The following is a 14,946-nucleotide window of genomic DNA, read 5'->3' as shown; positions in this document are numbered from 1 at the left end:
TCGGTGATGAGATGAAAACGGAGTCCAGTTTAGAGTGCAAAAAGATGGGATGAAATAACGGCGTAGAATGAACGCTTACATTCCTTCGGGTATCCACAGCGGGGTTTCGGCAATCGACGAGCTGGTTGTGCCGCGCTGAAAGCTTCTCAGGGTATTGATATACCAGTAGTAGGAAATCCACGTGAAAATAGCGAAGGACATAGCCGAAACAAGCAGATCTAGCAGCCAGTGAAAGCGTTCTGGTAAGCGATCCATGAGAATATTCACTCTAATCAGGCTATTTCTTTCTAGGCTGTAACCTAAGCCTAGAAAGGTAATGGCCGCCACCGCGTAGCCGACAAATTCATCCAGAACATAGGTGGATGTTCCAAATAACCGCAGTACAATTTCCAGCAGGATATGGCACAGCACATAGACGATTAATAGCATGGCTAAGGCACCAGATAACCGGTTAAGTTGTCTTGATAGCGTGGCTAAGAATCGAATCAGCATTATTTGCTTTTCTCAAATTCAGCAATGATGGTTTGGCCCGGTTGTCCGGTATCTTTTAACCATTCTTTAAGGGATGGCTTAGCGGACTCTTGTAACCAATGGATAAAAGGCTTTGGCAGATTTTTGTGAATAGTGACCTTGTGTGCGGTCAATTCTTTATAATTTTCTGCTACTCGCGTTTTTACGGCTTGCCAATTGTGTTTGTCCGTGAGAGCGGCGGCTTTTAAAATGGCTTGCTGATCCTTTTTAGGCAGATCATCAAACTCATCTTTATTCATGTGCACCATGTTGAGTGGAATGGCGTATTGAATGGCGCTGTAGTTGTCGAGATGCTCCCAAAATTTGCCACTGGCGCCCGCATCCGCAGAGGTGAGCACGGCTTGAATGCCTCCTGTCGACAGTTGAGGCACCACATCCGCCCAAGATAGTTTAATGGGATCAGCGCCAGCGTCACGTAGTGTTAACGTGCCATTTTTGTCATAGGTACGGATTTTTAAATTCGCCAGCTCTTGTTTGTTGGTAACGGGTTTTTTTGACCAAATACCACTCGCCGGCCAAGGGGAAGCGTAAAGCAATATTTGCCCATTTTTAGCAAAGATTTTTTGGTAATAGGGTTTTGCTATTTTATAAAGATCTTCGGCTTGTTTTTCGTTTTTTACTAAAAAGGGCAAAGAGGAGACTAAAAAAATAGGATCGATTCCCGCCATACTGCCCGCGAGGGTATCGGCTATTTGCACGGCATCATCGGAAACGGCATAAAAATTATCGGCGGATTTAAACCCCAACGAACCACCCGTATGCAGGGTGATTTGCACATCACCTTTCGTTAATTTGGATACTTGATCGATAAAATACTGATCGCCTTGAGCATGGATCGAAGTGGCATTGTATTCATTGGTAAAATCAAATTTCGTTGCGGCAAATACCATAGGAGCTTGGCACAGAGTAGCGGAAAGTAATAACAAGCCGGAATAGCGCATAATAATTCTGTCCTACCAGTAAGAAGTGAAGTTTTACTGTAAGCGGCTATGTATTTTTAGATGAGTCGTATCACGACGAGTAGTTTACTCATCACGACAATGTGGTTGTTTAGGAAGGTATATAACAAGCTTTATTCTAATCGAGATATTTACTCATAAACACGCTAAGAGGATGGTCAGGATAGTCGCCAAATGGGCCGCAAGTCCCATAGCCTTGTTTACGATAGAAGGCGATGGCGTCTGGCTGATAAGGGCCAGTCTCCAGCATAAGTGTTCGACAACCTGATTGATAAGCACTGGTTTCCAAAGTGGCAATCAATTGTTGGGCCACGCCTTGGCCTCTGGCTTCAGGGCTGACAAATAGACGTTTTACCTCACCGTATGAATCATTCAAAACGATAGCACCGCAACCGAGGGCTTTGTTCTGTTGATCTCTAGCCACAGCGAAAAGCACATTAGGCTGAGACAGAGAGGCTAAGTCTAATGCGTAGCGGGCTTCTGGCGGGTACAAAGAGGCTTGATAGGCATCGAGATCGCTAATCAGTGCCATGACATCGGGCTGGTTGGGGGACTCTTGTTTAATGTGTAATGCTTCTTCCATGTTTTTTGATCATCTTATAAATGTAATTCGTAATGCATTTGTATGACAAAACGAAAGATAAAAGGAATATAAACGCTCGAACTTCTTAAACCCCTCCCTAACCCTCCCCTTAAATAAGGGGAGGGAACTGGAAAGGCTGCCGTAAATGACACCTCCCCCACGACTCTTCTTAAATAAGGGGAGGGCGCTGGAAATGCAGCCCTAAAGACTCCTCCCCCTTACTAAGGGGGAGGCTGGGAGGGGGTTATAAGAGTTCAATGCACTTACTTTGCTTTATACTGCCCGAACTTTTTTACTCACACAACCTAAACCTTGTCCACCTTGGTTTAGGGGAGTAAATTGACTCTCTAGGGTGTTCGTTTGCCGCTTTCCATTTAACAATAAGTATCGATTTATGCATTTAGTTCCGTCTTTGTTGCAGCAAATGTGTGTGTATCTTGTGTTGGCTTATATGCTGAGTAAGACGCCAATATTTCTGCCTTTGTTGAATATTTCCTCTCAGCGTTCCCATAAATTTAGTTGTTATGTGCTTTTTTCTCTGTTTTGTATTATGGGAACGTATTTTGGTCTGAATATTAACGATGCGATTGCCAATACCCGTGCGATTGGGGCGGTCATCGGTGGCTTACTAGGGGGCCCGGTTGTTGGTTTTGCAGTGGGGTTAACGGGGGGGATTCATCGCTATACTTTGGGCGGTTTTACCGATGTGGCCTGTGCGATTTCCACGACCACGGAGGGCTTGATTGGTGGTTTATTGCATTTGTATTTAGTCAGAAAGGATAAGTCCTACCTGTTATTTAATCCTTTGATTGTATTGGCAATCACTTTTGTGGCGGAAGTCAGTCAAATGCTGATTATTCTCGCGGTTGCCAAACCCTTTGATCGTGCCTATACCTTGGTGTCTGAGATTGCGGCGCCGATGATCATTGCCAATTGTGTGGGGGCCGCGTTATTTGTCAGTATTCTGCAAGATAAGAAAACCATTTTTGAGCGATATTCAGCGGTGTTTTCAAGGCGAGCACTGACCATCGCCGAGCGTAGTGTGGGCATTTGGAGTACGGGGTTTGATGGGAGCAGTGCGGAAAAAGTCGCTCGGATTATCTACGAAGAGACCAATGTGGGGGCGGTGGCCATTACGGACACGGAAAATACGTTGGCCTTTATTGGTATCGGTGAAGATCACCATAAGCCCAATACGCCGATTTCCTCCAAGTATACGCGACAGGCAATGGAGCAAAACCGCATTATTTATTTAGGCGCCCGTGAATCGCCTTATCATTGCTCTATTTCAGATACCTGTAAGCTCGGGACGGTATTGGTTATTCCGTTGCGAGCGGGTAAAAAAGTGGTGGGTACCATTAAACTTTATGAGCCTAAACGGAAACTTTTGTCGAATATCAATCGTTCCATGGGAGAGGGGATCGGGCAGTTATTGTCGAGCCAAATTTTATATGGCGATTTCCAACAGCAGCAAACATTGTTAACTCAAGCAGAAATTAAGCTATTGCACGCGCAAGTGAACCCTCACTTTTTATTTAATGCACTTAATACCATCAGTGCGGTGATTCGTCGGGATCCGAATAAAGCACGAGAGCTTATTCAGCATCTTTCGCATTTTTTTAGGAGTAATCTTAAGCAGAATATTGAAACGGTGGCGTTTAAAGATGAGCTTGCCCATGTGAATGCTTATTTGACGATTGAAAAGGCGCGTTTTACTGATCGCTTAACCGTAGAGATTGATATTCATGAAGCGTTACAGGAGAGGTTATTGCCCAGTTTTACCTTACAGCCACTGGTTGAGAACGCCATCAAGCACGGTATCAGTACGATGTTAGAAGGTGGGCGGGTGCGCATCTATAGTGAACGCAATGGGGTGGGGTATAATATTGTCGTGGAAGACAATGCGGGGCAGTTTGTGCCGGCATTGGGTGACAAGCAAGGTCTAGGGATGGAGATTGTCGCAAAGCGTCTTGTGCATTTTTTTGGTGATAAAGCCGCGTTGCAAACGGAGTGTGAAGCAGGCAAAGCAACACGAATGCGTTTTCTCGTCCCTGATCAGGTTTCTTCTTAAGGTGTGGGGGTGGCTGCGCAATCATTCAATAACAATAATCGTCGAGAAAAGTGGTTATGCTAACGGCAATAGTAATAGATGATGAGTTCTTGGCCCGTGAAGAGCTGACAGAGTTGCTTCAAGAGTCCGCAAAAGTGAACGTCGTCGCGCAGGCCAATAATGCCATAGAAGGGCTCAAGTTGATTAATACGTTAAAGCCTGATGCTGTTTTTTTGGACATTCAAATGCCACAACTCAGTGGCATTGAGCTGATTGGTATGTTGGATCCTGAGACGATGCCGTGTGTGGTGTTTGTCACGGCCTTTGATCAGTATGCCGTTCGCGCATTTGAAGACAACGCCCTTGATTACTTGCTGAAACCGGTAGACCCTAAACGTTTGGATAAGACTCTACAGCGTCTGTTAAAAGTGAAGCATAACCAAGAGGCACCCCATACACAGGCGCAAATTGATGCGCTCACGCCAAAAATACTTCAGCAAGTGCCTTGTCTTGGACACAATCGTATTATGATCATTCCACTTCAGGAGATTGAAATGGTTTACAGTGATCTATCGGGGGTTCATGTACAAACGGCTCATCAGACGGCAAGTAGCCAACTCACGTTAAAGACCTTGGAAGAAAAAACGGATTTACTGCGCTGTCATCGCCAATATCTTATCAATACGAAGAGCATTAAAGAGATTCAGTTACTGGATAATGGCTTGGCGGAAGTGGTGACACTCAGTGGGAAACTGGTGCCGGTGAGTCGTCGTTACTTAAAGACTTTGAAGCATATGTTGGGGATTATTTAACGATGGTGACACCTTTGGAAGGAATGTGTACCCCTCGTCATCTTCATGGCATTTTACTGACTTTTTAAGTTTGTCCCACTCCGCTCAATTTTTCCTATGACCGCTTAGCTTAGTATCTTGCCACTGGGCAAAAGCTCTGGTGATTCTTTATAAAAGCCGATTTATCTTTGCCGTTGCAACTATAAAAACAATTATGCAATAGGAAGATAATAAAATGATGATGTTTCTATTCTGTGTAGCTGCGCTAATCGCGGGTTACTTCATTTACGGGGCTTTTGTCGAAAAAGTCTTCGGTATCAAAGAGAATCGTACGACACCTGCGTTTTCTAAGCGTGATGGTGTGGATTACGTTCCCATGTCGAACAAGAAAGTGTACCTCGTACAGTTATTAAACATTGCTGGTGTTGGCCCTATTTTCGGTCCCATTATGGGGGCGCTATATGGTCCTGCTGCCATGCTCTGGATTGTCTTTGGGTGTATTTTCGCTGGTGCTGTTCACGATTACTTTTCGGGGATGCTGTCTATTCGTAATGGTGGGGCATCGGTTCCTTCTATCACGGGGCGCTATCTTGGCAAAGGCGCCAAACACTTTATGAATGTGTTCGCTGTGGTGTTGTTATTATTGGTTGGTGTGGTGTTTGTATCCGCCCCTGCCAGTATGATCACCAATTTGGTGAACCATCAAACCAGCGCAACATTGTCCATGGGAACCATGGTAGCCGTCATTTTTGCTTACTATATTTTGGCGACTATTGTTCCTATTGATAAAATCATTGGGCGCTTGTATCCATTGTTTGGGGCGCTACTGATTTTTATGTCGGTTGGATTGATCGGTGCGATTGCGTTTTCGTCCCATCATGCGCTGTTAGCGAACTACTCGTTTAGCGATATGTTCACCAATATGAACCCAAATCATTTACCTCTATGGCCCGCTCTATTTATCACCATTGCTTGTGGGGCGGTATCGGGCTTTCATGCCACGCAATCACCTTTGATGGCACGGTGTTTGGAAAATGAGAAGAATGGTCGATTTGTCTTCTTCGGCGCCATGATAGGTGAAGGGGTGATCGCTTTGATCTGGTGTGCGATTGCGTTGTCCTTCTTTGGTTCAATGGGATCATTAGGAGCCGCCGTTGCCCATGGTGGACCGGGTAATGTGGTTTATACTGCGTCCTTCGGCTTGCTTGGTACGTTCGGCGGCATCCTTGCCTTTTTGGGTGTGGTTATTTTGCCGATTACCTCTGGCGATACGGCATTTCGCTCTAGCCGTTTGATCTTGGCTGAATACTTCAGCATGGAGCAAAAAACACTGAAAAACCGCTTATTTATGTCTGTGCCGCTGTTTATTATTGGTGGCATTCTAACACAGGTGGATTTTGCTGTGATTTGGCGCTACTTCGGCTTTGCCAACCAAATGACGGCGGTAATGATGTTATGGACCGCCTCTGCCTACTTGCTTCGTTTCAATAAGCTACACTGGATCTCTACGATTCCAGCAATGTTTATGACGGCGGTTTGTACCACCTTTATACTCAATAACAGTACATTAGGTTTTGGCTTATCTATGTCTGTATCCACTGCTATTGGTATTGCTGTGACCTTATTTGTGACTGGTTATGTGATCAAAATCTCCAAAGGGAAAGGGGATCCAGCTCTTGATCAGGTTGAAGAAGACAAACTAAACACGGTGCCGAAAACTGTGTGAGTAGTGAGTAAAACGGACAAGCATTTCGCTCCACCTTGATAAAAAAGCCGATTGATAAAGACCTCAATCGGCTTTTTTTATAGGAATCTTTGGCGAGCTGAAAACACTAAAAATGCGCCATCTTGGGGCTTTTTTAGGCAGAAGGAACATCATTGCACGGGAATGGTTCAGTAATAACGAATTCGTTGTTGATAGGTGCCGCGTGATATACGATTCAAATAATCCAATGGTGTGGTGCTGACAAGCTTTTTAAACTCGCTAAGAAAGTGCGATTGATCATAAAACCCTAAGTCACACGCCAAATCAGAGAAAACCAATTCATTGTTGTTATGGATATCACACACTGCCGATTGGCAACGAATGATGCGGCTGAATGTTTTGGGAGACACTCCTAGATCGTCGCGAAACTGTCTTTGTATGGTTCGCGTTGTGTAACCTGTTAGGGCTTCCAAGTCTTGAATCCGAATATTGCCTTTTTTCTTATAGATATCCTGAACTACTTGAAGGGTGAGTGAGGAAGGCTGTCTTATCTGCTTGCCCAATAAAAATTCGTTAAAAATGGCGACCTGTTTGGCAAAGCTAGGTTGGCTAACAATTTTCTCGAAAGCCTCGTAACTGTTGGGGATCGTCTCTAAAAAGTCAAACTCTTGATCGATTAAATCCCCTGTGGCGACATTAACAAAATCCGGTATGACGCCTCTTGCAAATCGTACTCCGAAATAACGATGTTGACTGATAAGTTGGGTGTTACGAGCTTCCAGTGGCGTACCGCAAATCATGGCCCGTGGCTTATATTCATCACAGTCAAATACCACATCAACACAACCATCAGGAATGGCAAAGTTAAGTTTGCATTCCTGTTTCAGTTCAAAACTGTAATAGTGGGATATGGCAGGGTTTGACGACGGGTAAAGAGAGAATTGCTGAGCAGAATTAAGAACAAACCAAGGCTGTTCTGAGCGAATATCGAACATCGGCATAACTCTGGATGATATTGACATAGCATGGCTCTGCTTGAATGAAGGATGAATCAAAAGTCAGCCCATAAGCTGCTTTTACTTTCTCATTAGGTACTCAAAGTACAAAGTACCGGAATAATCATGCAAAAATTATACCGTTACTTTTGGTTCGTTGGGTGAACATGATTCATGTCGGAAAATTCCAATACGCAGCCATTCGACAGGACTAGGATCAAAGGCAATCGTTGCTAAGCCATTTGCATCAAGAGCTACTTAGCCACTGGTGTTGAAGCAAGATAAAGGGGTTTATTTTGTCCGGTTTAGGAGCGTAAAAACAAAAACTATTCATTTTTATTATTAGGTATTGCTATGTCTGAGAACACAACTATCGATTTTATTTATCTATCTGAGCAGGACATGATTCGTGCCGGTGTTACCGATATGCCCAAATGTGTCGACACCATGGAAGAAATGTTTGTGCTTTTGCAAAAAGGCGATTATCGCATGGCAGGTTCTAATAGTGATTCCCATGGTGCTTTGATTACGTTTCCTGAAGAGTCTCCTTTTCCAACCATGCCGAAACCCACAGCAGATCGACGCTTAATGGCCATGCCTGCTTATTTAGGTGGGGATTTTCAGACCTGTGGCGTGAAGTGGTATGGCTCTAACATTGCTAACCGTGAGAAGGGGCTACCTCGCTCTATATTGATGTTAACGCTAAGCGATATTGATACCGCCGCACCTTTGGCTTATATGTCGGCCAATTTATTGTCTGCTTACCGCACGGGAGCGATCCCTGGCGTGGGGGCGCGTCATTTAGCTCGTAAAGATGCAAAAGTGATAGGTCTGCTTGGCCCAGGTGTGATGGGGAAAACCACCGTTTCTGCCTTTATGGCGGCCTGTCATCACATTGATACCATTAAGATTAAAGGCCGTGGTCAAAAGAGTTTGGATGATTTCATTGGGTGGGTGAAGGAAACCTTTCCACAAATTACCAATATCCAAGTGGTCGATAGTATTGAAGATGTGGTACGAGGATCAGATCTTGTCACTTATTGTAACTCTGGAGAGACAGGAGATCCAACGACTTACCCTATCGTCAAACGTGAATGGGTGAAACCAGGGGCATTTTTAGCCATGCCAGCAAGCTGTTCTTTAGATGAGGGAATGGAAGGTCCTGGTGTGCGTAAGGTGTTGGATAATACCCGCTTATACGAGGCATGGTTTGAAGAATTACCGAAACCTGCCCATAACTGTGTTCCGCTAGTGGGTGTGCGTTTTATGGATATGATCGCCGACGGCCAACTTGATAAAGCGGAGCTGGAAGACATTGGCAAAATCGTAGCAAATGAAGCGCCAGGTCGCCAAAACGACGAAGAGATCATCATTATGTCTGTTGGTGGCATGCCAGTAGAAGACATTGCTTGGGCAACCGTGATTTACCGCAATGCAATAGAGAAAGGTATTGGTGTCAAATTGAACCTTTGGGAAACCCCAGTACTGAAATAACAGCATAAATACTGAAGTAGCAGCATAAATACTGAAATAACAACAATCACAGAGTGAGACTGATGACAAACTTCGATCAGTCTCGCTCTCATTGAATCATTAACGATACAGCTTTTAAACATTATTATTTTATAGGGTGAATATCATGACTACCATTATCAAGGCAAAAACGGGTTCCATTTTTGAAGAGAAAGGCAGCTATTCTCGTGTTGTTTCTGTCGATAACTGGATTTATGTTTCTAATACGGCAGGCCGTAACCCAGAGACAAAAGAAATCCCAGACGATGTGATTGAGCAAGCTAAACAAGTCTTCAGTAATATTGAGAAAGCTCTTAAGGCAGTCGATTCTTGTTTAGAAGATGTTATGGTGTCACGTGTGTTCATCCAAGACCCAGCAGACACACCAGCGGTTATGGAATTTATTGGTACTAAGTTTAAAGGGATTAACCCAGCGACGACGGTTACCTGTCCTCCTTTAGGGTCCACTGTTTATAAAGTGGAATTAGAAGTCACGGCTTATCGTGGGGCTTCGAAAGTCAAAGTGCAAGAAATCACGATTGCTTAATTATTCGGTTTTTTAAAATTCTAAGAGGAAGTTTTCATTATTGTGAAAACACCTTTTCATTCCTAGGGAATTTGTTATGACAAAAACACTCGATGCGGTACAAACGCAAGATCAGTTACCAGAGTCAACGACGGTTGTGGTGATTGGTGGTGGTATTGTTGGCGTGACAGCTGCACTAACCTTAGCTGAGCGCAATATTCCTGTTGTTTTGTTAGAAAAAGGCCATATCGGAGGAGAGCAATCTTCACGAAACTTGGGTTGGATTCGTAAAACCAACCGTCACTCAGAGGATGTGCCTCTGGCGGCCGCAGCCGATCGACTCTGGGCACAAATGCCCGAGAGAATTGGTCATGATGCAGGCTATAAACAAGCTGGCATTATGTTTTTAGCAAAAACAGAAGAGCAACTGGCAGCAAGTGAAGGCTGGTTGAAGTCTGTTCAAGCTCTGGATTTGGACTCACATTTGTTGAGCAAACAAGAAATTGATCAAAAAGTGCCAGGTGGAAAGGGCGATTGGGTGGGAGGAATCTATACACCCTCTGACGGTCGCGCGGAGCCTGCTGTCGCAACCGCAGCCATGGCGAAAAAAGCCATTGAGCTGGGGGCAATAATGGTGCAAAACTGTGCCGTTCGCACTTTATCCATGTCTGGGGGCAAGGTCTCAGGTGTGGTGACAGAACAAGGAGAAATTCGTTGTGAACGAGTGTTGCTGGCGGGGGGCGCGTGGTCAAGACGCTTCTTGGGTAACTTGGGGGTATCTCTATACACCTTGCCATTAATATGTTCAGTGATGCGAACCAAACCAATGGAAGGTCCGACTGATATTGCCGTTGGCGGTCCAGATTTCTCTTTTAGAAAACATCAAGGCGGTGGCTTTATTGTCACCCAGCGTGGGGCGTTAGATGCCAAACTCACTTTAGATCATTTATTGATTGGCCGACGTTACCTATCCCAATTACGCACCCAAGGTGGTTTTTTGCGTGTGTCGATGGGGCGTGAGTTTTTTAAAGATTTAACTTTGGCGCGTCGTTGGAAAGGCAATCAGGTAACCCCTTTTGAAAAAATCCGTACCATGGACCCGCAAGCCAATCCGGCGTTGAACAATGAAGCCATAACCAACTTGAGAAAGGCTTGGCCGATGTTCGAAGCGGCTGAGTTAGAAGAGGCCTGGGCTGGGGTGATCGATATTACACCTGACTCAAGTCCGGTGATTGATCATGTGAAAAGCATCCCAGGTTTAACCGTTGCGACGGGCTTCTCCGGCCATGGTTTTGGAACGGGACCTGCAGCGGGGCAATTAGCGGCGGATCTTGTCTCCAATCACGAGCCGATTGTCAATCCTGCTCCTTATCGATTTGATCGCTTCTAAGGGCTTGTATCTCAAAAAAATACCGACACATTTTGGTGTCGGTATTTTTTTTCGCTAGATTCCAGTGTATAAGGAGAAACTTGGATATCAATTATTATCATATGGACCGTGAGTATGAATCATTTAAGAGTTATCAAAGTTATTTTAGTGGCTTGTGTTGCCTTGTTTGCAGGATTGGTTGCTTTTAATAATATTGTGGATTATGGATCCAATTATGCGTTTGTGCAGCATGTCTTAACCATGGATTCGATTTTCAATAATAATCCGTTGATCTATCGTTCTATTCAGGCACCTTTTCTACACCACGCTTTTTATTGGCTGATTATCTTTACCGAAGCCATGGTAGGAATATTGTGTGCGCTGGGTGTGTGGCAAATGTGGCACAGCCGACTGGCAGACAACAGGACCTTTGATCGTGCCAAAAAATGGGCCAATATTGGCTTAGCGCTTGGGGTGTTACTGTGGTTTACTGGATTTATGACCATTGGCGCAGAGTGGTTTTTAATGTGGCAGTCTAAAATTTGGAACGGGCAATCTTCTGCATTTCGTTTTATCGTGGTACTCTTTTTAGTATTAATCTTTATTAATCAAGAGGAAAAAACGTATTAGAAGCGCTTTATTCGTTCTACTTCGTTTTTCTCGAGTTTTATATTGAGTACACGATGTTTATATTTGTGTGCTCAATCTTCTGTATTTCTTTTATCTTCTTATTCTATTCAGGCAAGAGGGTGTTTGATTACCATCATCTCAAGCATTTGTTCTGCCATTTCGGTGACGTTTTCTTCATCAACATAGATACCATCAATTAAGAATCTGGCAAGGCCGTGTAGGCTCGCCCAAGTAGCTTGTCCGACTCTGAGAGGTGTATTGTTACTGGTTAACACCCCTTTTTTTTGCAGGGCTTCCACCCAGTCTATCCAGCATTTAAAAGCCTGGCGTGATGCTAGCTTTAAGTCGTCATTAGGTGTGCCTGTTTGCCACAAGGTGCGGCCATACATAAGGTCATAGAGTTCACTTTGTTGTTGGGCAAAGTGAATATATAAAAAGACATACTTTTTAAAGGTTTCTTCGCTATGGTCTTGCTGTTCAATCAGCTGTCTAAGCTGTTTTGTTTGCTGCTCAAAACCATTGGCTGCAATGGCACAGAGTAAAGCATTTTTATCTTTGAAATGGTGATAGGGGGCGGTGCGAGACACGCCAACGATGTCTGCTAGCTTACGCATCGATAAGGCATTGGCCCCTTCTTTATGAAGCAGGTCGCTAGCGGCTTGGATTAAGGTGATTTTCAAATCACCATGATGATAGGTTTTTTTCGTTGTGGTCATGCTCGGATTAAAGCTGTTTATCTTGACAGTGTCAAAATTAAATTCTATCTTGACAGTGTCTAGATTGTTTTCGGCTTGTTAAGAGACCTCTATAAGAGAACCCAGTACGAGGTATCGAGCACAGCAGTCGTGTCGTGGTTTGTATAACAATAACATCCTTAAAAGGGCATCATTATGAGTCAGTCAGCTTATCCGCATCTATTTCAACCATTAGATCTCGGTTTTACGCAATTAAAAAACCGCATTATTATGGGATCTATGCATTTGGGATTAGAAGAAGCCAAAGATGGCTTTCCCCGTATGGCTGCGTTTTACGCAGAGCGAGCTAGGGGCGGCGTGGCTTTGATTGTAACAGGTGGTATCGGTCCAAATGAGGAGGGAGGGGTTTACGCTGGTGCGGCCTTGATGGCAAGCGAAAAGGATGTAGACAACCATCGTCAAGTGACGTCTGCGGTCCATGCCGAAGGCGGAAAGATTTGTATGCAGATTTTGCATTCAGGCCGTTATGCTTTTACCCCAAAATTGGTTGCTCCTTCCGCCTTGCAAGCTCCGATTAACCCTTTCCCTCCCCATGAATTAACCCAGGATGAAATTGCTAAGCAAATCGATGACTTTGTGAATGCTGCTTTATTAGCGCAAAAAGCCGGGTACGACGGAGTGGAAGTGATGGGCTCCGAAGGCTATTTACTCAATCAGTTTATCGCTGCTCGTACGAATCACCGCGAGGATGATTGGGGCGGAGAATACGAGAATCGGATGCGTCTTCCGATAGAGGTAGTGCGCCGCATTCGTGATGCGGTGGGTGAACATTTTATCATTATCTACCGTTTGTCCATGCTGGATTTGGTGGAGCAGGGAAGTACATTAGAGGAAGTCATTTCCCTTGGTTTAGCAATCGAAAAAGCAGGTGCAACGATTATCAATACGGGCATTGGCTGGCATGAGGCCAGAGTGCCGACGATTGCTACGAAAGTTCCAAGAGCGGCTTTTACTTGGGTGACAGCGAAGCTTAAAGAGTCGTTAACTCTCCCTTTGGTCACCTCTAACCGGATCAATATGCCGGAGGTTGCTGAGGAAGTACTGGCTCGGGGTGATGCGGATTTGGTGTCTATGGCTCGGCCGTTTCTTGCCGATCCTGAGTTTGTGGTGAAAGCACAGCAAAATCGAGCTGATGAAATCAACACCTGTATCGGGTGTAACCAAGCTTGTTTGGATCATGTTTTTTATCAGAAGGTCACATCTTGCTTGGTTAACCCAAGAGCTTGCCATGAGACGAAGCTTATTATTGCGCCCGCTGAAACGCCAAAGCGTATTGGCGTTATAGGGGCTGGCCCTGCCGGTTTAGCGTTTGCGACAACGGCGGCGAAACGAGGACATAAGGTCACTTTATTTGATATGGCCAGTGAGATTGGCGGGCAATTTAATATTGCTAAGCGTATTCCTGGTAAAGAAGAGTTTTATGAAACACTGCGCTATTTTAAGCGTCAAATCGCACTGACAGGTGTCACGTTACAACTCAATACATGCGTTGATGAATCGCTATTGAATCAATACGATTTTGACGATGTGGTCATGGCAACGGGCATCTTACCGAGGGAACCGGCGATTGAGGGGATCGATCATCCAAAAGTGTTGAGTTATTTGGATGTTATGAATGGTCATGCTGTTGGTAAGCGTGTGGCGGTGATCGGTGCGGGTGGTATTGGGTTTGATATCAGCGAATATCTGATCCATGACCTATCCCATGGAGCCAAAACCATTGGTGAGTTTATGAATCAGTGGGGGGTGGATATGACCTTTCAAACTCGAGGTGGCGTGGAAGGAATGAAGCCAAACTTTCAACCAGCCGTGAGGGAAGTCTTCTTGCTACAGCGAAAAGCCTCCAAGGTCGGTGCGAATTTAGGAAAAACCACAGGCTGGATTCATCGAACTGAGCTGTTGAAAAAAGGCGTGACCATGCTTGCCAATTGTGAGTACCAAAAAATCGATGATCAAGGGTTGCACCTCACCGTGGCTGGGGAGCCGCAATGCTTAGCGGTCGACAACATTGTGATTTGTGCGGGTCAATTACCCAATAAAACCTTAGGTGAGAGCATAAATAGACATGTGCACTTTATTGGCGGAGCGGATGTTGCATCAGAGCTTGACGCGAAACGTGCGATAAAACAGGGCACGTTATTGGCGTGTGAGTTGTAAGATGTACTTAGAATGCGGCAAAGGGTGTTAATATCATACAGGTAGACTTTCAACACCCTTTGCCGTGCTGGTTCGTTATCTAAAACAAATTTTTGCGCTTGTTGGCTCGCCATTGAATTGGGTCATGACCGTGAATGGATTGATAGCGCTTAGCTTGTCGTTGAATGAATCTTACCCATAAAAAAAGAGGAAAAATAGAAACACGACCAAATCGATGTCACAAGTATTAAAGAAGCTAAATAGTAGATGGATTGTCCAGAGTCATGAACATTCATCATACATGCCACTGTTAATACAATAGATAGAAGGCTTATACTAGCCATCCACCAACGAGCCCATGAATAATACCTAAGCATTAATGCATTGAGGATTTGTAGAAAAAA

General features: G+C 44.6%; 13 protein-coding genes. 8 read left to right on the top strand and 5 right to left on the bottom strand.

The genetic code is table 11. From position 1 onward, the window contains the following. Positions 1–75: 75 nt before the first annotated feature. From AC0VYI_RS17415 to AC0VYI_RS17405, 3 genes are all read right to left on the bottom strand, one after another. A complete protein-coding gene (locus AC0VYI_RS17415; RefSeq protein WP_475444459.1) occupies positions 76–492 on the bottom strand; it encodes a TRAP transporter small permease subunit in 417 nt (138 codons plus the stop codon). Next, the gene (locus tag AC0VYI_RS17410; protein WP_475444457.1) at positions 492–1,472 is read right to left on the bottom strand and encodes a TRAP transporter substrate-binding protein; all 981 of its coding nucleotides are present in this window, start codon (positions 1,470–1,472) and stop codon (positions 492–494) included. Before AC0VYI_RS17410 ends, AC0VYI_RS17415 begins: the two co-directional genes overlap by 1 nt. Before the next feature lie 136 nt (positions 1,473–1,608). Beyond that, positions 1,609–2,073 carry a GNAT family N-acetyltransferase gene (locus tag AC0VYI_RS17405; RefSeq protein ID WP_067014245.1) on the bottom strand — a complete coding sequence of 155 codons (465 nt, stop codon included), beginning with the start codon at positions 2,071–2,073 and terminating at the stop codon, positions 1,609–1,611. Positions 2,074–2,467: 394 nt separating this feature from the next. Here AC0VYI_RS17405 and AC0VYI_RS17400 point away from each other — a divergent pair, with 394 nt between their 5' ends. The 3 genes from AC0VYI_RS17400 to AC0VYI_RS17390 all read left to right on the top strand — a co-directional run bounded on the left by AC0VYI_RS17400 (position 2,468) and on the right by AC0VYI_RS17390 (position 6,640). Continuing rightward, positions 2,468–4,144: a LytS/YhcK type 5TM receptor domain-containing protein gene (locus AC0VYI_RS17400; RefSeq protein WP_475444455.1), complete on the top strand. Its 1,677-nt coding sequence runs from the start codon at positions 2,468–2,470 to the stop codon at positions 4,142–4,144. A 56-nt stretch (positions 4,145–4,200) separates the two neighbouring features. Then, entirely contained in the window at positions 4,201–4,935 is a 735-nt protein-coding gene (btsR, locus tag AC0VYI_RS17395) for a two-component system response regulator BtsR (protein WP_199474902.1), read from the top strand. A gap of 214 nt (positions 4,936–5,149) precedes the next feature. Continuing rightward, complete coding sequence (locus tag AC0VYI_RS17390; RefSeq protein ID WP_199474904.1) at positions 5,150–6,640, top strand: carbon starvation CstA family protein; 1,491 nt, start codon at positions 5,150–5,152, stop codon at positions 6,638–6,640. Between the two features lie 167 nt (positions 6,641–6,807). Here AC0VYI_RS17390 and AC0VYI_RS17385 read toward each other — a convergent pair whose 3' ends face one another. Then, positions 6,808–7,641, bottom strand: coding sequence for a helix-turn-helix domain-containing protein (locus AC0VYI_RS17385; protein WP_475444452.1), 834 nt, complete (start codon positions 7,639–7,641; stop codon positions 6,808–6,810). A gap of 327 nt (positions 7,642–7,968) precedes the next feature. On the opposite strand from AC0VYI_RS17385, the gene AC0VYI_RS17380 reads away from it, so the two are divergent. From AC0VYI_RS17380 to AC0VYI_RS17365, 4 genes are all read left to right on the top strand, one after another. Continuing rightward, on the top strand, positions 7,969–9,108 hold the full coding sequence (locus AC0VYI_RS17380; protein ID WP_475444450.1) for a tyramine oxidase subunit B: 1,140 nt from the start codon (positions 7,969–7,971) through the stop codon (positions 9,106–9,108). 145 nt (positions 9,109–9,253) lie between these two features. Continuing rightward, positions 9,254–9,673 carry a RidA family protein gene (locus tag AC0VYI_RS17375; protein ID WP_475444448.1) on the top strand — a complete coding sequence of 140 codons (420 nt, stop codon included), beginning with the start codon at positions 9,254–9,256 and terminating at the stop codon, positions 9,671–9,673. Between the two features lie 76 nt (positions 9,674–9,749). Then, positions 9,750–11,042 (top strand): NAD(P)/FAD-dependent oxidoreductase, encoded by a 1,293-nt coding sequence (locus AC0VYI_RS17370; RefSeq protein WP_475444446.1) that lies wholly within the window; start codon positions 9,750–9,752, stop codon positions 11,040–11,042. Positions 11,043–11,156: 114 nt separating this feature from the next. After that, on the top strand, positions 11,157–11,651 hold the full coding sequence (locus tag AC0VYI_RS17365; protein WP_475444444.1) for a DUF2165 family protein: 495 nt from the start codon (positions 11,157–11,159) through the stop codon (positions 11,649–11,651). Between the two features lie 107 nt (positions 11,652–11,758). Here AC0VYI_RS17365 and AC0VYI_RS17360 read toward each other — a convergent pair whose 3' ends face one another. After that, positions 11,759–12,367, bottom strand: coding sequence for a TetR/AcrR family transcriptional regulator (locus AC0VYI_RS17360; protein WP_475444442.1), 609 nt, complete (start codon positions 12,365–12,367; stop codon positions 11,759–11,761). 174 nt (positions 12,368–12,541) lie between these two features. Here AC0VYI_RS17360 and AC0VYI_RS17355 point away from each other — a divergent pair, with 174 nt between their 5' ends. After that, on the top strand, positions 12,542–14,563 hold the full coding sequence (locus AC0VYI_RS17355) for an oxidoreductase (protein ID WP_475444440.1): 2,022 nt from the start codon (positions 12,542–12,544) through the stop codon (positions 14,561–14,563). Positions 14,564–14,946: the final 383 nt, after the last annotated feature.

Source organism: Marinomonas sp. 63XJN7_9_ISO-PGPR-S23-217, assembly GCF_056173515.1.
This window is presented reverse-complemented; position numbering and strand designations above follow the sequence as displayed.